This is a genomic window from Acetobacter fabarum (assembly GCF_022483405.1).
GTDB classification, from domain to species: domain Bacteria; phylum Pseudomonadota; class Alphaproteobacteria; order Acetobacterales; family Acetobacteraceae; genus Acetobacter; species Acetobacter fabarum.
In genome coordinates this window covers 444,969-463,587 of record NZ_JAKVNI010000001.1, presented here as the reverse complement: position 1 = coordinate 463,587, position 18,619 = coordinate 444,969, and the positions used below count along the sequence as shown (strand labels likewise).

Below are 18,619 nucleotides of genomic sequence, written 5' to 3'. Positions count from 1 at the left end.
GCAGGGCCTCCGCAAATGGCTGGTACTGGCCGTATGGGGATTACAAGGTGGCGTCATGACCTGTTGAACGCTTTGGCGCAACCCCTTTTGCATCAAATTCAGCCAGATAAGGTTGGATATAGGTTGTCGCGGAGCGAATATAAGGGGTCAGTCGCCCGTTGGCCTCTATGGCTTCCATGTCCTCGGGCTGCAAAAGCCATTGCCCGGCCATGAACAGCAGCACAACCACGCACACACCCCGCGCAAGCCCGAACAGCCCACCCAGCGTGCGGTCCAGCCCATCCAGCGGGGTGGCGCGCACCAGCCGCACAATGGCGGCGGCCAGCAGGTAACCAGCCACCAGAAAAAACAGCAGCACCAGCGCAAAGCTGGCCAGTTGCAGCCCTATGGGGGAGTGAATGAACCGCGCCAGCCAGGGCGTGGGCACAGTATGGAAGCGAAAAGCCAGCACAAATGCCAAAGCCCAGCTCAGCAGGCCCAGGGCAAGCTGCGTAAACCCCCGCCACATCCCATGCAGGGTGGAAAGGGCCACAATGATCAGGGATAGTGCATCTATGGCTGCCATGAGCGCAGGCTTACAGCCCCCAGTGGGGTGGGGGAAAGAGGGAAAAACGCATAAAGCCCGCGCCGCCTATGGCAGCTTGCTTGTGGTAACGCGCCATGGCCTGCTGGAGCTGCCGTTTTTCTTTTTACGGTGGGGGGGCTGGTTAAGCTTGTGCAGCAGCTCGGACACTTCCACCCGGCGCAGGAGTTCGGTCCAGACATCGGCCTCATCCACTCCGTCCAGCACCCACATATGGCTCAGGGTTTGGAGGAACAGGGCACTCTCGCGCACAAGGTCTGCGCGTCTGGCAGCAATAAAGGCAGTTGTGCACCCGGTCGCGTGTAGCCCCACCTGCATGTACAGGTCCTTGCGTTCCTGAGTAAGCGGAGGCGGCAGATGCGGGCGGGAATAGACCATTATGGGATGATGCGCTGCACCATCCCAACTGGTCAATGCCCGGCTGATCAGATCGTGAAATATTTGGCGTGTTTATTCAGCACCACCAGAGCAGAGGTGGACTGCTCGGGGTGGAGCTGGTCCCCATCGGTCAGGGAAACGCCAATACGCTCTGCATCAAGCAGGTTAAGGATGCTGCTCTGCTCTTCCAGCCGGGGGCAGGCCGGGTAGCCGAACGAGTAGCGCGAGCCACGATAGCCCTGCTGGAGCAGGTCTTCCATGTTCCGCGGGTCTTCGGCGGCAAAGCCCAGTTCGGCGCGGATACGTTTGTGCGTGTATTCGGCCATGGCTTCTGCCATCTCCACCGAAAGGCCGTGCAGGTAGAGGTAGTCCTGGTAACGGTTTTCCTCAAACCAGTCGCGGGCAATGTCGGAGGCTTTCTGCCCTACGGTCACAACCTGCAGGCCCACCACATCACGCTCGGGGTCGTTTATGTCACGCACGAAGTCGGCAATGCACTCCCCATCCGCGCGGGGCTGGCGGGGCAGGGCAAAGCGGGCGGCCTCGGTTGTGCCATCGGGTTCAAACAGAACAAGGTCGTTCCCATCGCCCGCGGCTTTCCAGTAGCCGTAGCAGGCCTGTGGTTTGAGAATCTGCTCATCCGCTGCCAGCTTGAGCATGCGTTGCAGAATGGGGCGCAGCTCCTGCCGTGCCCAGACCAGAAACTCGTCTAAAGAACGCCCCTGTTTACGGAAGCCCCACTGGAACTGGTAAAGGGCGCGCTCGTTCAGGAAGGGCAGAACGGCCTCGGGGGTGGCCTGCAGCACCTTGGCACCCCAGAAGGGGGGCGTCAGGCGGGGTTCATCCGCCGTCAGGCGTGCACGGCGGGTGGCAACCTCGGCCTTGTCCACCGGGCCGTAGCCGCGTGTTTCCGCCACTTCTGGCGAACGGGCGTTTTTGCGGGTGGCCTTGCCTTCACGCCGTTTCTGAATGGCGGCCAGATACCCGTCAAACCCGCTCTGGGCGATCTGGTCCATCAGGGTCAGGCCATCAAACGCATCACGCGCATAGGCTACGCGGCCGGTGGCGCCGTAAGCGGCTACGCAGTCCTCTTCCACGTAGTTGCGGGTCAGGGCCGCCCCGCCGAGCAGCACGGGGGTATCCAGCCCCGCGCGGGCGATTTCTTCCAGATTTTCGCGCATGATCACGGTGGACTTCACCAGCAGGCCGGACATGCCAATAGCGTCCGCTTTTTCCTTGCGGGCAGCGTCGATCATGTCGGCCACAGGCACCTTGATGCCAAGGTTGACCACACGGTAGCCGTTGTTGGTCAGGATGATGTCCACAAGGTTTTTGCCAATGTCGTGCACATCGCCTTTGACGGTGGCCAGAACAATGGTGCCACGCTGCTGGCCTTCGGCACGTTCCATGTGCGGTTCAAGCCATGCCACGGCGGCCTTCATGGTTTCAGCGGACTGAAGCACGAAGGGGAGCTGCATTTTGCCCGCGCCAAACAGTTCGCCCACCACCTTCATGCCATCGAGCAGCACGGTGTTGATGATGTCCAGCGGGGCCATGGTCTGCATGGCTTCGGCAAGGTCGGCTTCCAGCCCCTTGCGGTCGCCATCCACAATGCGGTCCTTCAGGCGTTCTTCGGCGGTTTCGGCCTGCTTGCGCTTGACGGCTTCGGAGGCCTTACGGTCCGCGAACATGGCCAGCAGGGCCTGCAGGGGGTCGTAGTCCTCGGTCCGGCGGTCAAAGATCAGGTCTTCGGCAACCTTGACTTCCTCCGGGGCGATCAGGTGCAGCGGGCGGATTTTGGAGACATGCACAATAGCCGCCGTCATGCCCGCCTTGACCGCGAGATCAAGGTAAACCGAGTTCAGCACCGCGCGGGCCGCAGGGTTGAGCCCGAAGGAGATGTTGGACAGGCCCAGCACGATCTGGATATCGGGGAAGGCCTCGCGGATCATGCGAATACCCTCCAGCGTCCACTGGCCGAGCTTACGGTCGTCCTCCGCCCCGGTGGCGATGGTAAAGGTGAGCGGGTCGATCATCAGATCGGACTGGGGCAGGCCGTATTTGTTGCAGGCAAACTCCACCAGACGGCTGGCAATGCGCAGCTTGTCCTCGGGTTTGCGGGCCATGCCCACTTCATCAATGGTCAGGGCGACAACGGCGGCGCCAAACTTGCGCGCCAGCGCCATGCGGTCGGCGGCCGGGCCTTCCCCATCTTCGAAGTTGATGGAGTTGATGATCGGCTTGCCACCATGCAGCTTGAGGGCTGCCTCGATCACCGGGGTTTCGGTCGAGTCAATGACCAGTGGCGCGTTGACCGAGGAGGTGAAGCGCTTGATCACCTCATCCATTTCCTCGCGTTCGTTGCGGCCGACAAAGGCGGTGCAGACATCCAGCGCGTTGGAGCCTTCGCGCAGCTGTTCGCGGCCTACGGTTACGCAGCCATCCCAGTCATGCGCTTCCTGGAGTTCGCGCCATTTTTTGGAACCGTTGGCGTTGCAGCGCTCCCCGATGGAAAAATAGGCGTTTTCCTGCCGCAGGGGCACCTGCGAGTACAGGCTGGCAACGGAGGGCACCCACACGGCCGTACGGGCAACAGGGGCCGGGCGGTGGCGGCCCGTGGCTTCTGCCCGGCGGCGCAGCATGGCGTCCAGCGCTGCAATGTGTGGGGTGGAGGTGCCACAGCACCCGCCGGTCATGTTAATGCCGTCTTCGTGCACAAAGCGCTCGACCCATGTGGCCATGTCTTCGGGGCTGAGTGGGTAGTGTGTTTTGCCGTCCACCAGTTCGGGCAGGCCCGCATTGGGCAGGACGGAAACCAGACGGGGCCAGTTTTCGGCCAGCCAGCGCACATGTTCGGCCATTTCCTGCGGGCCGGTGGCGCAGTTCAGGCCGATCAGGTCCACATCCAGCGCGTTAATGACCGTGGCGGCGGCGGCAATGTCTGGCCCAACCAGCAAGGTGCCTGTGGTTTCTACCGTAACCTGCACAAAAATGGGGAGTGTGACGCCCGCTTCGGCCCGCGCAATCTTGACGCCATTGACGGCCGCCTTGATCTGGAGCGTGTCCTGACAGGTTTCAATCAGCACCGCATCGACCCCGCCTTCAATCAGGCCACGGGTCTGTTCGGTAAGGGCGGCTTCAAGGGTATCGTAATCAATATTGCCAAGAGAGGGCAGCTTGGTGCCCGGACCCATGGAGCCAAGCACGTAACGGTGGCGGCCATCGGCAAAGCTGTCCGCTGCTTCACGCGCCAGAATGGCGGAGGCGCGGTTAATCTCACGCGTGCGGTCTGTCAGCCCGAACTCGCCCAGTGTAATAGGGGAGGCACCAAACGTGTTGGTCTCCACCATGTCGGCTCCGGCCTCAAAATACCCACGGTGGATTTCGCGGATCAGTTCAGGGCGTGACAGGGTCAGGACTTCGGTGCAGTTTTCCTGTCCCCAGTAATCACGTTGCACATCAAGGTCGAGCATCTGGATGCGGGACCCCATCCCTCCATCACAGAGCAGAACCTGTTCACGCAGGGCATCAAGAAGCGGCAGACGAGAAGACATGACAGCACAAGACCGGAATAGTGGGGAGGGTACGCCTCAGCCGCAGGAACGGGCCAAAGCCACATCCTTATTCCAGACAGAGGCTACCCTGTCCACCGCCATGCGTGCTCCACCGCACATGCGCGGCGGGCGCATGCCGCTTTTTGTGCTGGAGGATGCTCCACAAGGGCAGGCATGGCGGGGCAAAGGGGGGGTGGTGTTTGCCGGTATGGCCCCTGAACCTGCGCAAACTCAGGGGTGGCGGTGCGTACTGGAATGGTCCGGGGCCGAAGGCGGCGCAACCCATGGCGGGCATTGCCTGTGCTGTGTGGGGCGGGGTGGGCTGGACCAGTTTTTGCTGGTGCAGGCGCAAAGCCGGGTGCGTGGTGTGGGGGAACCGCTGGAGGTTATGGTGGTGGTGTGCGCCCCCCAACTGGTGGCCGCGTATAAGACCCAGCTTGAAACCTCGGCTTTCCTGTCCGCTTTTTATGTGCTGCAGGCATAAAAAAACAGCCTGATGGTGCGCATCAGGCTGTTGCAGATATGTGTAAAAGCTGCGCTGGCGGTTTAGAGGTAGTTGGCCAGCGACATGTCCTTCATGTCCGCGATCAGCATGAACGACGCCTTCAGGCTGGTCTGCACGTTGGCGGACTGGATGGCCACCTGCCCGATATCGGTTGTGCGGGCGTTGTCGAGCTGGGTTTGCAGCGCTGTTGTCGTGTTGGTCAGCAGGGTGGAGCGTGCGGTCAGGGCGTTCTGCTGTGCCCCTACGGCTGTTTCCATGCTGATCAGCTGGTTGGTCGTGTTCACCAGCGAGGTATGGAGCTGGGTGATCATGTCGGAATAGCCAGCACTGGTGGAGGACATGCCCTGCATGCCCGAAACCAGCATCATGTCCCGCATCAGGTCCTTGATGGGCGACCCGGTGGAGGTGCTGCTTACATCGCTTGTATTGCCCTGTGTGGCCACAACCCCGTAGCTGCTGGAGGTGCTGTCCCCCGTAACAATGCTGGTCTGCTGGCTTTTGGCCTGGCTGAGCGAATCCGTGGCACTGGTGGCGCTGGAAATGGTGCTCGAAAAAATGGAGCTGTCCGCATTGATCAGCGAGGTGGCCTGTTGCAGGACAGAGTCCATGCTCGACCCCGATGCCAGAAGGCTGAGCGTATCTGCAACCTGAGTGCTGGTGGTGCCGCTGGCAACGCTGGACGGGTCCTTGACCGGCGCTTCAGTCGCGGACTGCCCGGCAAAAACATAGCCCGTACCGTTGGAGGTGTTCAGGATGGTTGCCAGCTGGCTAAGGCTGCTTGTTGCCTCGGTCGAGACAGAGTTGACCGTGGAGGTGGAGCTGGACCCGCCAATGCTCAGCAGGTTTGTGGCCATGCTCTGGGCGAGCGAGACAATCTGCTTGAGTGCGCTGGCCGTAACGGTCAGGCTGTTCTGGGCATTGGTAATGTTGGTCTGCCAGGCTTTAACCTGCGTGATCTTTGGCGTCAGCTCAAAAACATTGGAGCGCGAAGAGCCCAGACCGGCAAAGGTTTCTGCCGTAATGCCGTTGCTGGAGGTCTGCCACGCCAGAGTGGTCTGGGCGTTGGTGAGTTCCTGCACAGCGGAAGAAAGAACAAGGTTTGCAGCGCTCGCGCCATACTGCCCGATAGAAGTGCTCATAATAAAGTATCTCCCTCTCTCAAGGCTTAGTTGATGGCGTTAAGAAGAGCGCTGAACATGGTCTGGACGGAAGAAATGATCTTGGCATTGGCCGTATAGGCATTTTGCAGCGCCACGATCTTGGACATTTCGTTATTCACGTTCACGCCCGATACGTTGGTCACCTTGGTATTGATGGTGGTCTGCACGGCGGTTGCGTAGGTCAGGTTGGTGCTGGCCGTGCCAATAACCGCACCCTGGGCGGAGGTCAGGGAGGTGGCAAGGGCAACCAGCCCCTGCGTGCCGCTATATCCGGTCTGGAGTGTCCCGCTTGGCCCCAGGCCCGTGGTGGGGGCAGAGAGCGTACCGCCATCGTCCACATCATCGCTGGAGGTGCCGAAGGTGGTGCTCAGTACTTTGGTAATGGTGCTGATGCTGCCATCCGGGGCAAGCTGGGATGGGGTGGTGGCGTAGCTGTCGCTCACGCTGATGGCGGAGGACAGGCCAACAATACCGTCAGGCGTGGTTTTGGTCGTGTCGTAGGACTGCGCGGTATTCGTACCGTTGGTGAACAGGGACATACCCGCGTTGTTGAAGCGGTTGATCAGCGTTGCGGAGAACGAATCAAGCTGCGCCTGCATGGTGGGGTAGGTCGTGTCGCGCAGGGTAATGTTGGCACCCAGCGTGCCACTGGTCAGGTGGGACGTAATATCCGTGGTGGAGGTGTTGGTCGTGCCATCCGCAACCGTAATGCCCGCAATGGGGGAATTGGCCGGGTCACCTGCCTTGTAATACATGGAATCGGTAATGGTGGTGCTGGCTGTGCCACCGTTGGTTGCCGAGAGCGGCCAGGTATTGCTGGGCAGGGTCTGGGTGTTGTTGCTCAGGCCGATCTGGTCCGGGCGGGTTGGCAGCTGGGTGCCATCCTCGGTCGTGACGATCATATCGCCCTTGGACGTTTCGGTGAACTTTACCCCCAGTTCGGAGGAGAGGTCGTTCATGACCTCAAGACGGCTGTTTTCCAGGCTGGACGTGTCGGACCCAACGGCCTGCAAACCCATGATCTGCTTGGAAAGCTGACCGATCTGGGTGAGGTTCTGGTTAATGGTGGACACGGTGGAAACAATGGTGTTTTCCGCCGTCTGCCGCTGCTGGGTGTAGGTGGATGCCAGCGTGTGGATCGTGTCGGTCAGGGATGTGGCGGCCGTAATGACCGCAGTCTGTGCCGAGCTGTCCAGCGGGGTGGAGGTCAGGGAGGTGAGGGCGCTCTGCACATTGCCCAGCTCGTCCGACAGGGTCTGGGTATCGCCCGATGTGGCGGAGGTGGAGCCCTGAACGGATTCTACCGCTGCCAGCGAATTGGAGGAGGATGTCAGGGCCGAAACCTTGGCATTCTGCGTGTACAGCGAAGATTGCAAGAAGGGGCTGACATTGACCACCGTTTTGCCAATGCGCACGCCCGTACCCTGATTGCCCGCAACGGCCGAGGTCACGCTGGCCGATTCGGAGGCATAGCCGGTGGTGCTGGAGTTGGCGACGTTCTGGGAAACGACGGAGTACTGGTATTCAATCCCGTTCAGCCCGCTGGAGGCTATTGATAGAGCTGATCCTAGATCCATTGTGTTCCTCGTCCGTCCATCACGGCGTTTTTAAAAATCTGGTCACGAATAGCAGCCATTTGGCAGCAGTTAAAGAAGTCTTACGGCGCAATGGTTTTTAGAAGGTTAACGCGCTGCGCAAAACACCCCGTCAGGCAGCTGCCTAGCTGCTGGAATCCTGCGTAATCTTGTCGATCGCGTTGGTCCGGCGGGTGGATTCGGTCTGCACAAGCTGGAAGTTCAGGTCGTAATCGCGCTGGATTTCCACCATGCGGGTGGTTTCCGTAATGGCGTTGACATTGCTGCTTTCCAGCATGCCCTGCCGGATTTCCTTGTGGGGCAGAACCCGCGTGCGGGTGGTGGGCTTGAGCAGGTAGCTGCCCTCGGGCTGGAGGGTGTTCAGGTTGTCCACCGTCATCAGGTCCAGCGTGCCAATGGCTCCATCCTGCGTGGAGATTGTCCCGTCGGAGGCAACGGAGAGAACATCGTCCTCACGCGGGATAACAATGGGGCGCTGGAAACGGTTGAGGATCGGGTTGCCGTTAATATCCACAATTGTCCCGTCAGAGCGGCGCTGGAACTGGCCGTTGCGCGTCAGCCGCACGCCCTGCGTGGTCTGCACGGCAAAAAACCCTTCCCCGTTAATGGCAAAATCGGTGGGGTTGCCGGTCTGGCGCAACTGGCCCTGCCCGTGGTCCTGATAGGTGGCGCGGTCCTGCGTGTAAGCTTCCGTGCGTTCACCGGGGATGCCGTGAATGTCTTTTTGCTTGACGATATAATCCGAAAACAGCTCGCGGGAGGACTTGAAGCCCGTTGTATTGGCGTTGGCCAGATTGTTGGACGTGACTTCAAGGTCATGCGTTAGCGCATTGATGCGGGACAAGGCGATGTAGGTCGTGTTGTCCATGGCTTCTGACTCCGGCGGGTGATTTGGGTGGTTTGGGCAGCTTACGCACGGCAGGCCCCGAATCATGCGGGGCATAATATGGTTTTCCGTGCAGGAAATCTATTGGATTGACCATAATACAGCAACAGAGGATGTGTGGCATATACAACAAAACGTGGCTTAATGTATAAGTGGTAAGGAATTGGCCAGACAAAACCTCTTGCAATGGCCATGCTGTCGTCTTACCTCTTGCTGGCAATACATGGTGTGGCAGCTAGCGGCTGTGCGTATGGCCATGTAAGTTCCCGCCCATGCTCCCATCATCGTGCTGTTGCTGGGGTGAGCGTGGTGCAAGGCACACCCGGAGGCTTGTCATCCTATGATGCGTTCCCTTGATATCGCCGGTACGGGCATGCAGGCCCAGACGACGAACGTCGAGACAATTTCCCACAACATCGCCAACATGACGACCACTGGCTACAAGCGGCGTCGGGCGGAGTTCCAGGATCTTATCTATCAGGATCTGCGCCGCGCGGGGACCATGAGCTCGGATACGGGTGACCTTGTGCCATCCGGCGCGCAGGTTGGTCTGGGCGTGCGTACCGCAGGCATTTACCGCATTAACGAGCAGGGTACTCTGGAACAGACCGGCAATGCGCTGGATATGGCCATTGAAGGGCGCGGCTACTTCCGCGTTACCCTGCCATCGGGCGAATACGCCTATACGCGAGACGGCACGTTCTCCCTCTCCAACGACGGGACGATCGTAACGGCAGACGGTTACCCGCTCAGCCCCGATATTTCGCTGCCAAACAACGCTGAAAACATTACCGTCGATCAGAGCGGGCAGGTGCAGTACACCCTGTCCGGGCAGACCACGGCGCAGGTTGCCGGGCAGATCCAGCTCGTCACCTTCCAGAACGAAAACGGCCTGGCCGCCATGGGGCAGAACCTGTTTACCTCCACCACCTCTTCGGGTGACCCCATTACGGGCACACCGCAGAGCACGGGCTTTGGGGACATCCGGCAGGGCTTTGTGGAAGAATCGGCCGTGAACGTCGTGACCGAAATTACCGACCTCATTACTGCGCAGCGTGCGTATGAAATGAACAGTAAGGTCATCACCGCTTCTGATGAAATGCTTCAGACACTTACGAATCTGAAATAACATGTCCCTGCGGGCAGCCATACTGCCGCTGCTGGCTGCGGTTTTTGCGGTTCTGCCGCCCGTAGCCTGCCTTGCCGCAACCCTGCGCACGGCAACCACGGTTACATCGGATACGGTGCGGCTGTCGGACCTGTTCATGGACCTCGAACCCGGGCAGGACCGCGTTCTTGGGCCAGCCCCTCTGCCGGGCAGCAGTTTTGTTGTGGGCGGGCGGCAGCTTCTGGCCATAGCCGACCAGTATGGCGTGGACTGGATGGACCAGTCCGCAACGGCGCAGACCACCGTTACACGCGCTGGCCGCGTGCTGGACCGTGATTTTTTTATCCATATGATCAAGCAGAACCTGCCTGATCTGGGCGAAGGCCCTGTAACGGTTGAGCTGGGGGATTTTCACCCCATGACCGTTGCGGCGGATGACCCCAAACCTGTTGTCATGTCCGATCTGGACTGGGACCAGAAGAGTGGTCGTTTTTCCGCCACCGTGTACCGCACTCACCCGCTGGGCGATATTACGCAGGATTCGTTTTTGCTGACCGGGGTGGTCCATGCGGCCCAGCGTGTGCTGGTTTACACCCATGCGCTCTCGGCTGGTACGGTGCTGGCCGCAGCCGACGTGCGGGTGGACGACTCCTACACGGGGCGGAGTGGCTCCAAGGCCTATACGGCGGATGCGGATGTTGCGGGCATGACCCTCCTGCACAGCGTTATGGTGGACGAACCGGTGCTGGAGCGGGACCTGCGGCGGACGATTGTCATGCACAAGGGGGACCCCATCATGCTCTCCTATATTGCGCCGGGCCTGCGGCTGTCGGCCACGGGGCGCGCGCTGGAAGATGGGGGCGTGGGCCAGTATGTGCATGCGCTCAACCTCGCCAGCAAAATGATTCTGACAGGGCGGGTGATCAACGGGTCAGAAATGGAGGTGGACACCACATCGGGCGCCGTGCCATCGGATGGGAACGCCCTGCGTCGCCTCAGTTCGTCCTCCCGCTCCGGTGGGCAGGGCGGCATATACCCCCGGTAGTAGCTGAATGACTTGGAGAGACTTATTGACCCAACACCGTCTGTCTGGCGCCATTATGGTCGGATTGCTGGGCCTTGCCTCCTGCTCCGGGCTGGCGGATACGAGCGAGCTGGGGCACCCCCCGCGCATGACCCGTACATCGGACCCCACGCAAACGCCTGATTACCGGCCGGTCACCATGCCCATGCCGCCCTTGCAGGCACCGCCAACCGAGGTGGGTAGCCTGTGGCGGCCGGGTAGCCGTGCCTTCTTCAAGGATCAGCGTGCTTCTCAGGTAGGGGACCTGTTGACCATTAAGGTCGAGATTGCGGATAACGCGGATGTCACGAATGACACGTCCGCCTCGTCCAGCGGGTCGGAAGATTTTGGTATTCCCAGCCTGTTCGGGCTCAAGGGCAAGGCCCTGTCGCACCTGACCCAGTCCGATGCGCTGAACACGAGCAGCGCAAGTGCTAACGCCGGTACCGGCACCATCCGCCGGACAGAAGCGGTCACCCTTACACTGGCCGGCACCATTACGCAGGTGCTGCCTAACGGTAACTTTGTGGTGGTGGCCCGCCAGGAAGTGCGCATTAACGGGGAGTTGCGCCAGCTTATGGTCAGCGGTGTTGTGCGCCCGCAGGACATTCTGGAAGACAACACCGTAACCCACGACCGCATTGCGGAAGCCCGTATTTCCTACGGTGGGCGTGGCCAGCTGACCAAGCAGCAGACGCCGCGTTACGGCCAGCAGATTCTGGACAATGTCCTGCCGTTCTAATCGGGCGGACACCGCGTTTATGTTGCGTTGGGATGAAGGTTCCAAAAAGGTGGGGCATTCCCCAACGCATAACTTGACATAAGGGTTCAATTCACCCCATTCAACAAGTTGTGCAATGCCTGTTTTCTGTGTGTTGCATGGCCATCAATGCCGGGGCGGGGTGCTGCGGCCAGAAGGAACCTGGCGGTAGCCGGATCGCGCATGGATGGCGATGCTGGCACTATCGGCAGGTAACACCACGGGAGATAAGCATGAATAACGGTGACAACGCATTCGGCACCCTGGCCGAGCCTAACCAGACCATACTTGTACAGGGGCTGAATGTTGCCAGCCTGAAGTGTGAAACCGACGCCCCCATTGCTATTGGTGGCACGGTACGCAGCGCGCATCTGCAGGCCCCGATTGTGGATGTTCTGGAAAGCGGTGTGGTCTCGGGCGAACTGGTGGCCGAGGAAGTGGTTATTCGTGGCACGGCGGAAAACGTGGTTGTCCGCGCCAAGCGCTTTTTTGCAACCGGCACCGCCAAGATTCAGAACTGCACGCTGTTCCTTGAAGGCGTGAGCGGGTGCAGCATCCAGCAGGGTGCGGAACTGACGGGTGACTTCAAGATCACCACGGCAGCCCTTGGCGCAGCCCCGGCTGCTCCGGCAGCGCCTGTAACACCTGCTGCCGCCCCTGCAAGCTTTACCCCGGCCGCTGCTGCTCCCGCATCTGCCAAGCCTGTCAAGGTTGAGGTCAAACCCTCCCTGGCTGCTGCCGTGTCTTCCAAGTCCACCACCACGGAATCCTCCAAGTCTGCACCGGCCAGCACGGATAACGGTTCGGTCTGGGGGGATGTGGATCAGGTCATCCGCTCCACGGCGGAAACGGAAGATGGCCATGCGTCCCTGATGGGTATGTCCGATACGCAGCCGTAAGTCTGTGTCTGGTCTGGGGTCAGGCTTGTGGGTGGGGTGTGTGGCTGGCTGCACTCCCCTTTATGTGGCCGGTTCTGCCGCCATGCCCGACCGCCAGAGTGTTTTTATGAAGAGATGTCGTAGGTTGTGATGCTGATACCCCGTTTGTCGTTCGGGAAACTTGTGCATATTTCATCAAGCCTGATGACTCTTCTTCTGGCGATGAATATCCACACCATCGCCGGACACATGAAGGATGATAGTGCGGAGACGGCTGCGCAGCCTCTGGTTTCTGTCGCGCAGGCGGCAGCGGCCGAGAACATGCCTTCCGTCAACGATTCCAGCAGCAAGACCAAAAGCGACAAGGACGCGCTGGAGGGCTGGGTTTCCGTGCTGGACGCCAACGAGGCGGCGGAAATGTCCCCCGATGTGGGGGATGCGGCAGGTGGCGGCAAAAAAAAGGTGTCTGTTGCGGCAGATGACTGCGCCAAGGGTATTTCCTGCGCACAGGTCAAAACCGGAACGGCGGGGCTTGGCCCCGACCCCGATCCGGAGGTCAGCAAGGCTGAGGCCGATCTGGTCAAGGATATTCTGGCCCGCCAGTCCACCATTGAGGGTGAGCAGCAGCAGCTTGACCAGCAGAAGCATGTGCTGAACGCCGCCCGCGCCGTGCTGGACCAGAAAATGAACACGCTGGATGCCTCCATGGCCACGCTGGAGCAGAAGCAGGCCGCCCACCGTGAGGTGATGGACGCCGAGACAGACCGGCTGGTCAAGATTTACGAGGACATGCCCCCCAAGGAGGCAGCGGCGGTCTTCAATATCATGGACATCCACGTGCTTATTGCCGTGGCCAGCAAAATGAACACCCGCAAGGTGTCAGCCATTATGGGCAACATGTCGCCCGAACGTGTGAACCTTATCTCCCAGTTCATGGCAGGGGTCCGGAGCTTCCGGGCACCGTCCGATGGGGGAGATGGCGGGGACCGGGTCGCGCAGAACGTAGGCACGGCAACATGGTGGGCCAAGCCCAGTGTTAGTGCCACCCCTGCGGTAGGTAACCGTGCGGGAGGGGCGCAGTCTTCCCAGTAGCCACTGGCCTATTCGGGTTTTTTGGCGCAAGGGCGGCTCTTATCTCGCATTTGCATGGGAAATGGCTTAAAATAACACGTCATCTGGCAGCCATGGCCCGCTTGCCGGGCTTGGCGGCATCAGGCACCCAGATCGACCAGGTCGGACGCAGGGTGCGCGTGTGGGCTTGAAGGACGGGAACAAAAAGGCATGATGATCAGGCGCGGAATAATGGTGGCCCTGGTTCTGGCGGTTGCGGGGTGTTCACCCGACCATATTGCCAGCAAAATAACGGGACGTGAGTGCAGCGCCGGTTATATTCAGGAAGGGGAGGACTGGTGTGCTCCCCCCGAGCGTCCGCCTGCGCCGCAGCCGTACTGCACACAAAGCTGGAATGGTGTGGACTGCTGGGCCCGCCCGGACCTGATGCCCAATGTGGCGCGTGAGGTGGCAGAAGGCCCAACAGGGCTGACGCAGGACCAGAACGCACAGCGGTTGAACATGTCGATCAAAAAAATTCCGCCGACAAACGCGTATTATCCATAAAACGGGGTTCGTTTGGTGCACCGGACCGGGTTACAATACAAGCTGGAGTGGGTCTGGTGTTGCAAGGCTGTTCTTTTACTGTGGCACAACGTGCCCATGATGTGTTTATGGCTATACAGCAGCCAGTTTGCCTTGACGGGCATGATAAGGCGATGGCAAGGCCATGGTTTGGCGGAGCGCGGAGTGTTTGGATGCTGAAACGTCTGGAGAGTTGTGTGGTTCCCCATTTTTCCATCGTGACAGCGTAGCCATTCCCGCATGAAAAATTTTCTTACAAGTCTCAAGGCTCTGGGCCGCACGCAGCAGATCGCACTTGGTGTTGCGGGGGCTGCCCTGCTGGGTGCTCTGGCCTATTTTTCTTTTTATGCCGGAGCCGGGGCCAGCGCCCTGCTGTATGGTGAACTGGACCTGACCGAAGCGGCCGAAATGGCCGATGACCTCGCCAAGGCCCATATCTCCTTTACCACCAGCCAGGATGGCACCCGCATTTTTGTGGCCAAGGACAAGGTCGCCAGTGCGCGCCTGCTGCTGGCCAAGGATGGCCTGCCCAGCGGTGGTGCCGTCGGGTATGAGCTGTTTGACAAAAGCGGCACCCTGACCAGCACCCAGTTCGAGCAGTCGATCAACGAGACCCGCGCCATGGAAGGCGAGCTGGAACGCTCCATCCGCCTGCTGCATGGGGTGCGGAATGTGCGTGTGCATCTGGTTCTGCCGCACCGGGACCTGTTCTCGACCGAGACAAATCCCTCGCAGGCCAGTGTGGTGCTGGATATTGGCCGTGCTGGCCGTATGGCGCCCGATGGTATTCAGGCAATCCAGAACCTTGTTGCCGCCGCCGTGCCGGGCCTGCGCCCGCAGAATATTTCCATCGTGGATACGCGCGGTGATGTGCTGGTCAAACCGGGTGACCCGGACAGCCTGGCCGGGCAGGAATCGCAGATGGAAAAAATCCGTCATGCGGAAGAGCAGCGCCTTGCTCAGGCGGTGGAGGACATGCTGGTGCCCACACTGGGTGCAGGCCATGTGCGCGCCCGTGCCGCCGTGACCATGTCCACCGAGGAAGTGCACGAAACGGAGGAAAGCTACGACCCCAACCAGCAGGTTTTGCGGTCGCAGCAGACAAGCTCGGACAAGAGCGTTAACACCGAATCCAGCCCCAGCACCACGGTGGGCAACAACCTGCCCAACGCCAATGCCAATCAGGACAACAAAACCGGCTCGACCAACGACCGCGAGGAAGAAACCAATAACTACGAAATTGGTAAGCGCGTGCGGGTTGTTAGCCAGTCGCGCCCCCGCATTGCACGGGTGAGCATGGCGGTGCTGGTCGATGGCACCATGACCAAGGACAAAAGCGGCAAGGAAGTCTGGACCCCGCTGGACGACTCCGAGCTGGAGCGGATTACCACCCTCGCCCAGACCGCCGTAGGCTTTGACAAGGCCCGTGGGGACGAAGTGCGCGTTGTGTCCATGCGGTTCATGCCCGATGGCGGGTTTGATTTTGCTGGCGGCAGCATCGACTACTTCAGCCGCGAAATGCTCATTTACATGGCGGAGTGGGTTATTCCCATCCTGCTGGTACTGGGTGCCCTGTTTATTGGCCTGCGCCCCATGCTGCGCCGCACCGGGCTGGTTACCCTTATTTCCAAGGAACTGCACGGGCAGGAAAAACTGCTCGAAGGTGTGGAGGGTGGCTCCATTGTTATGGGTGCTAACGGCCAGATGCTCCATGCCAGCAGTGGCCTGCCTGTGGGCGAAGATGGCCATGGGGTCGATCTGGATGGTGTTCAGGGCAAGCTGCGGCAGGAAGCACTGGATAGGGTGGCCGATCGCTTTGAAAACAACCTTGATGAAACCATACTGATTATCCGGAGCTGGCTGTCCGCCCCGGATCCGAAGAAGGGAGCCTAGGCCATGTCCGAGACCGCAGCAGCCCCCGAGGCACGGCCGCCGGAAGCCCCTTCTCCCGTTGTGCATGATGAAACCAGACACCTGACCGGCAAGCAGCGTGTTGCCATTCTTCTGCTTGCTGCGGGGCGTGAGCGCGCGGTTAAGGTGCTCAAGCAGTTGCAGGAAGATGAAGTCCGCGATGTATCGGTCGCCATGGCCGGGCTGGGGCTGATCAGCGCTTCCGTGGTGGAGGAAGTGTGCGCGCAGTTCACCAAGAACTTCGAATCTTCCGAAGGGCTGGTGGGCACGTACGAAACCACAGAGGAACTGCTGCGCAAGGCGCTGTCGGGCGAACAGGTCGACAAGATCATGGAAGAAATCCGTGGTCCGGCCGGGCGCACCATGTGGGACAAGCTGGGCAATGTGCAGGAGATGGTTCTGGCCAACTACCTGCGCAACGAATACCCGCAGACCGCCGCTGTTATTCTCAGCCGCCTGCAACCCGCTCACGCGGCGCGTGTGCTGACCCTGCTGCCAGAAGACTACGCAACCGAAGTGATGATGCGTGTGCTGCACATGGAAACGGTGCAGCGCGAGGTGCTGGACAGCGTGGAGGCCACCTTGCGGTCCGAGTTTATTTCCTCCCTTGGGCGTTCGTCCAAGCGCGACAGTTACGAACTGCTGGCCGAAGTGTTCAACAACTTCGACCGCAAGACCGAAACGCGCCTTATGGCGTCCATGGACAAGCGCAACCACGCCGATATGGAAAAGGTCAAGGCGCTTATGTTCACCTTCGAGGACATCAAGCGTCTGCCGCACGAAGCCCTCATGCGTATTGTGGCGCAGGTGGACCGCGAAAAACTGCCGCTCGCCCTCAAAGGCGCGTCCGAAACCGTGCGCAAGATGTTCCTGCAATGCATGTCCAAGCGTGCAGGCAGCATTCTGCTCGAAGAAATTTCCGCCCTTGGCCCTGTGCGCGTGAAGGATGCTGATGCGGCACAGGTTGATATTGTGACCATCATCAAGAACATGGCCAATGCGGGTGAAATCGACCTGACCGAAAACGGCGGTAACGACGAGATCATTCCATAATGCTGGAGCGGGCACTCTTCCGGTCTGGTCTGTGCCGTATGGCGGATGGTGCCTCCTCTGGTGGGGTGCCGGATGCGCCTGTGCGCACATACCCACGGGTGATGGATCTGGAGGATTTTGGCCTCCCGGAAGTGGAACCCACCCCCGAAAAAGACCCGGAGGAGGAAGCTCCTCCCGAGCCACCTCCACCCGACCCCAACCTGCTCAGCATCACGCGTGACGAGCTGGCTGCCGTGCAGCAGCAGGCGCGGGATGAGGGCTACGCAGCCGGCGCTGCCGAAAAAGATGCGGAGCTACAGGCCTTTTACACCGGGTGCCTGGCCGAGCTGACCAATGCCTTCAAGGCGGAAAACGCCCGGCGGGATCAGGCATTGGCCAAGGCATCGCAGGTTTTTGTGGCAACGGTAATAGACATTGTACGGAGCCTGACGGCGCTGGACGGCACCGTACTGCAAGGCATGCAGCGCGACCTGCTGGCCGATGCCGCGAGCTTTGCCCGCGAGTGCGAGGGCGACGTAACCGTGCAGTGCAGCCCGGCCGATATACAGCGCCTGCAAGCTGCCTTACAGAATGAGGGCGGTGTGCAGGTCGAATCCATGTCCGACCTTACGCCGGGCATCATACGGATTTCCACGGCAGCCAATACCATTGTCATTGACCCAGTGCAGTGGCGCAAAAACATGGCTGAAAAAATAGTTGCCAGTGTAACGGCCCTTGCGCGCCAGCGCATGCAGCACAACACTGGGCAGGCATAAGCAGGCGGAGACAACCATGACAACAGAGAACACCGATATCGGGCTTGAGGATTTCGCCACCAGCGCGCCAGCGCCGGATGCCTCCGCCACGGCTGCCCCCGGTGCAGCCCCTGCTGCTGATGGCAAGGATGTGGACGACGTCCAGAAGGAAGCCGTTTACGATATTCCGGTCAAGATAACGGCCGTTATTGGTACGGCCACCATGCCGGTCAACCAGTTGCTGCGCCTTGGGCGTGGGGCCGTGGTCGAGCTGGACCGCAAGCTGGGCGAGGCTGTGGACATTTACGCCAACAACCGCCTGATCGCCCGTGGCGAAGTGGTGGTGGTGGACGATAACCATATTGGCGTGACCATGACGGAAATCCTGTCCTCCTCCGCGACCAACGGTTAAAATCCTTGCCTGCACCCGGTACAGCCGCCGCAAGCATTGCCCAGCCCGCTGCCGGGTTGGGGGCAGGGGCGTTTGTTGTGCCGGTTTTGACCTGCATTGTGGCGTTTGTACTTGTTATCGGGCTTATTTTTCTGGCCCGTTACGGGCTCAAGTTCATGGAGCCGTATCTGCTTAAAGGGCGGCAGACGCCCAATCTGGCGGTTATGGAAAGTGTGGCCGTGGACCAGCGCAGGCGGGTAAGCGTTATCCGTTACGGGCAGAAAAAAGGGCTGGTCCTGACCGGCGGCGGTAATGACGTGTTTATGGGCTGGGTAGATGATGGCAATGCCGTGCCCTCCCCCGCTCCCCCTTTGCCCGGCGGGCAGCCTGCGCCCGGTCCGGCCCCCCATATCTGATGCACAAGC

The 18,619-nt window shown here is 60.3% G+C and carries 18 protein-coding genes; 12 read left to right on the top strand and 6 right to left on the bottom strand.

The genetic code is table 11. The annotated features are described in order from the left end of the window. Positions 1 to 40: 40 nt before the first annotated feature. The 3 genes from LKE65_RS02335 to metH form a co-directional block, all read right to left on the bottom strand. Positions 41 to 565, bottom strand: a complete 525-nt coding sequence (locus LKE65_RS02335; RefSeq protein WP_095349705.1) for a CvpA family protein — start codon at positions 563 to 565, stop codon at positions 41 to 43. Between the two features lie 66 nt (positions 566 to 631). After that, positions 632 to 961 carry a phosphoribosyl-ATP pyrophosphatase gene (locus LKE65_RS02330; RefSeq protein WP_278740310.1) on the bottom strand — a complete coding sequence of 110 codons (330 nt, stop codon included), beginning with the start codon at positions 959 to 961 and terminating at the stop codon, positions 632 to 634. 47 nt (positions 962 to 1,008) lie between these two features. Further along, positions 1,009 to 4,515, bottom strand: coding sequence for a methionine synthase (metH, locus tag LKE65_RS02325; protein ID WP_278740308.1), 3,507 nt, complete (start codon positions 4,513 to 4,515; stop codon positions 1,009 to 1,011). Between metH and LKE65_RS02320 the strand changes: the two genes are divergently transcribed. Then, on the top strand, positions 4,514 to 4,999 hold the full coding sequence (locus tag LKE65_RS02320) for a hypothetical protein (RefSeq protein WP_278740307.1): 486 nt from the start codon (positions 4,514 to 4,516) through the stop codon (positions 4,997 to 4,999). The two genes, metH and LKE65_RS02320, sit on opposite strands and share 2 nt — an antisense overlap. A 62-nt stretch (positions 5,000 to 5,061) precedes the next feature. Here the strand turns inward: LKE65_RS02320 and LKE65_RS02315 are convergent, their stop codons facing one another. The 3 genes from LKE65_RS02315 to flgF all read right to left on the bottom strand — a co-directional run bounded on the left by LKE65_RS02315 (position 5,062) and on the right by flgF (position 8,643). Then, complete coding sequence (locus LKE65_RS02315) at positions 5,062 to 6,159, bottom strand: flagellin (RefSeq protein WP_086646098.1); 1,098 nt, start codon at positions 6,157 to 6,159, stop codon at positions 5,062 to 5,064. Positions 6,160 to 6,185: 26 nt separating this feature from the next. Then, positions 6,186 to 7,757, bottom strand: coding sequence for a flagellar hook-associated protein FlgK (gene flgK, locus LKE65_RS02310; protein ID WP_095349709.1), 1,572 nt, complete (start codon positions 7,755 to 7,757; stop codon positions 6,186 to 6,188). Positions 7,758 to 7,899: 142 nt separating this feature from the next. Beyond that, a complete protein-coding gene (gene flgF / locus LKE65_RS02305) occupies positions 7,900 to 8,643 on the bottom strand; it encodes a flagellar basal-body rod protein FlgF (RefSeq protein ID WP_086646177.1) in 744 nt (247 codons plus the stop codon). A gap of 358 nt (positions 8,644 to 9,001) precedes the next feature. Here flgF and flgG point away from each other — a divergent pair, with 358 nt between their 5' ends. The 11 genes from flgG (at position 9,002) to LKE65_RS02250 (ending at position 18,610) form a co-directional block, all read left to right on the top strand. Continuing rightward, a complete protein-coding gene (flgG, locus tag LKE65_RS02300; RefSeq protein WP_086646096.1) occupies positions 9,002 to 9,790 on the top strand; it encodes a flagellar basal-body rod protein FlgG in 789 nt (262 codons plus the stop codon). A gap of 1 nt (position 9,791) precedes the next feature. After that, positions 9,792 to 10,814, top strand: a complete 1,023-nt coding sequence (gene flgA, locus LKE65_RS02295) for a flagellar basal body P-ring formation chaperone FlgA (RefSeq protein WP_278740305.1) — start codon at positions 9,792 to 9,794, stop codon at positions 10,812 to 10,814. 55 nt (positions 10,815 to 10,869) lie between these two features. Beyond that, a complete protein-coding gene (gene flgH, locus LKE65_RS02290; RefSeq protein ID WP_233129099.1) occupies positions 10,870 to 11,574 on the top strand; it encodes a flagellar basal body L-ring protein FlgH in 705 nt (234 codons plus the stop codon). Between the two features lie 251 nt (positions 11,575 to 11,825). After that, the gene (locus tag LKE65_RS02285) at positions 11,826 to 12,491 is read left to right on the top strand and encodes a hypothetical protein (RefSeq protein ID WP_278740303.1); all 666 of its coding nucleotides are present in this window, start codon (positions 11,826 to 11,828) and stop codon (positions 12,489 to 12,491) included. Between the two features lie 183 nt (positions 12,492 to 12,674). Then, positions 12,675 to 13,562, top strand: coding sequence for a MotE family protein (locus LKE65_RS02280; protein WP_278740302.1), 888 nt, complete (start codon positions 12,675 to 12,677; stop codon positions 13,560 to 13,562). A gap of 210 nt (positions 13,563 to 13,772) precedes the next feature. Then, complete coding sequence (locus LKE65_RS02275; protein WP_233129092.1) at positions 13,773 to 14,087, top strand: hypothetical protein; 315 nt, start codon at positions 13,773 to 13,775, stop codon at positions 14,085 to 14,087. Between the two features lie 258 nt (positions 14,088 to 14,345). Beyond that, positions 14,346 to 15,998: a flagellar basal-body MS-ring/collar protein FliF gene (gene fliF, locus LKE65_RS02270; protein ID WP_095349710.1), complete on the top strand. Its 1,653-nt coding sequence runs from the start codon at positions 14,346 to 14,348 to the stop codon at positions 15,996 to 15,998. Positions 15,999 to 16,001: 3 nt separating this feature from the next. Continuing rightward, positions 16,002 to 17,069: a flagellar motor switch protein FliG gene (gene fliG / locus LKE65_RS02265; RefSeq protein WP_086646089.1), complete on the top strand. Its 1,068-nt coding sequence runs from the start codon at positions 16,002 to 16,004 to the stop codon at positions 17,067 to 17,069. Beyond that, positions 17,069 to 17,824, top strand: a complete 756-nt coding sequence (locus LKE65_RS02260; RefSeq protein WP_086646088.1) for a FliH/SctL family protein — start codon at positions 17,069 to 17,071, stop codon at positions 17,822 to 17,824. The genes fliG and LKE65_RS02260 overlap by 1 nt, the downstream gene beginning before the upstream one ends. A 16-nt stretch (positions 17,825 to 17,840) precedes the next feature. Beyond that, positions 17,841 to 18,215 carry a flagellar motor switch protein FliN gene (gene fliN, locus LKE65_RS02255; RefSeq protein ID WP_086646087.1) on the top strand — a complete coding sequence of 125 codons (375 nt, stop codon included), beginning with the start codon at positions 17,841 to 17,843 and terminating at the stop codon, positions 18,213 to 18,215. 5 nt (positions 18,216 to 18,220) lie between these two features. Beyond that, a complete protein-coding gene (locus LKE65_RS02250; RefSeq protein ID WP_278740298.1) occupies positions 18,221 to 18,610 on the top strand; it encodes a flagellar biosynthetic protein FliO in 390 nt (129 codons plus the stop codon). The last annotated feature ends 9 nt before the right edge of the window (positions 18,611 to 18,619 follow it).

Coding starts and splice junctions, on each gene's coding strand:
- LKE65_RS02335 (WP_095349705.1), bottom strand. CDS start 565: ATGGCAGCCATAGATGCACTATCCCTGATCATTGTGGCCCTTTCCACC.
- LKE65_RS02330 (WP_278740310.1), bottom strand. CDS start 961: ATGGTCTATTCCCGCCCGCATCTGCCGCCTCCGCTTACTCAGGAACGC.
- LKE65_RS02320 (WP_278740307.1), top strand. CDS start 4,514: ATGACAGCACAAGACCGGAATAGTGGGGAGGGTACGCCTCAGCCGCAG.
- metH (WP_278740308.1), bottom strand. CDS start 4,515: ATGTCTTCTCGTCTGCCGCTTCTTGATGCCCTGCGTGAACAGGTTCTG.
- LKE65_RS02315 (WP_086646098.1), bottom strand. CDS start 6,159: ATGAGCACTTCTATCGGGCAGTATGGCGCGAGCGCTGCAAACCTTGTT.
- flgK (WP_095349709.1), bottom strand. CDS start 7,757: ATGGATCTAGGATCAGCTCTATCAATAGCCTCCAGCGGGCTGAACGGG.
- flgF (WP_086646177.1), bottom strand. CDS start 8,643: ATGGACAACACGACCTACATCGCCTTGTCCCGCATCAATGCGCTAACG.
- flgG (WP_086646096.1), top strand. CDS start 9,002: ATGATGCGTTCCCTTGATATCGCCGGTACGGGCATGCAGGCCCAGACG.
- flgA (WP_278740305.1), top strand. CDS start 9,792: ATGTCCCTGCGGGCAGCCATACTGCCGCTGCTGGCTGCGGTTTTTGCG.
- flgH (WP_233129099.1), top strand. CDS start 10,870: ATGGTCGGATTGCTGGGCCTTGCCTCCTGCTCCGGGCTGGCGGATACG.
- LKE65_RS02285 (WP_278740303.1), top strand. CDS start 11,826: ATGAATAACGGTGACAACGCATTCGGCACCCTGGCCGAGCCTAACCAG.
- LKE65_RS02280 (WP_278740302.1), top strand. CDS start 12,675: ATGACTCTTCTTCTGGCGATGAATATCCACACCATCGCCGGACACATG.
- LKE65_RS02275 (WP_233129092.1), top strand. CDS start 13,773: ATGGTGGCCCTGGTTCTGGCGGTTGCGGGGTGTTCACCCGACCATATT.
- fliF (WP_095349710.1), top strand. CDS start 14,346: ATGAAAAATTTTCTTACAAGTCTCAAGGCTCTGGGCCGCACGCAGCAG.
- fliG (WP_086646089.1), top strand. CDS start 16,002: ATGTCCGAGACCGCAGCAGCCCCCGAGGCACGGCCGCCGGAAGCCCCT.
- LKE65_RS02260 (WP_086646088.1), top strand. CDS start 17,069: ATGCTGGAGCGGGCACTCTTCCGGTCTGGTCTGTGCCGTATGGCGGAT.
- fliN (WP_086646087.1), top strand. CDS start 17,841: ATGACAACAGAGAACACCGATATCGGGCTTGAGGATTTCGCCACCAGC.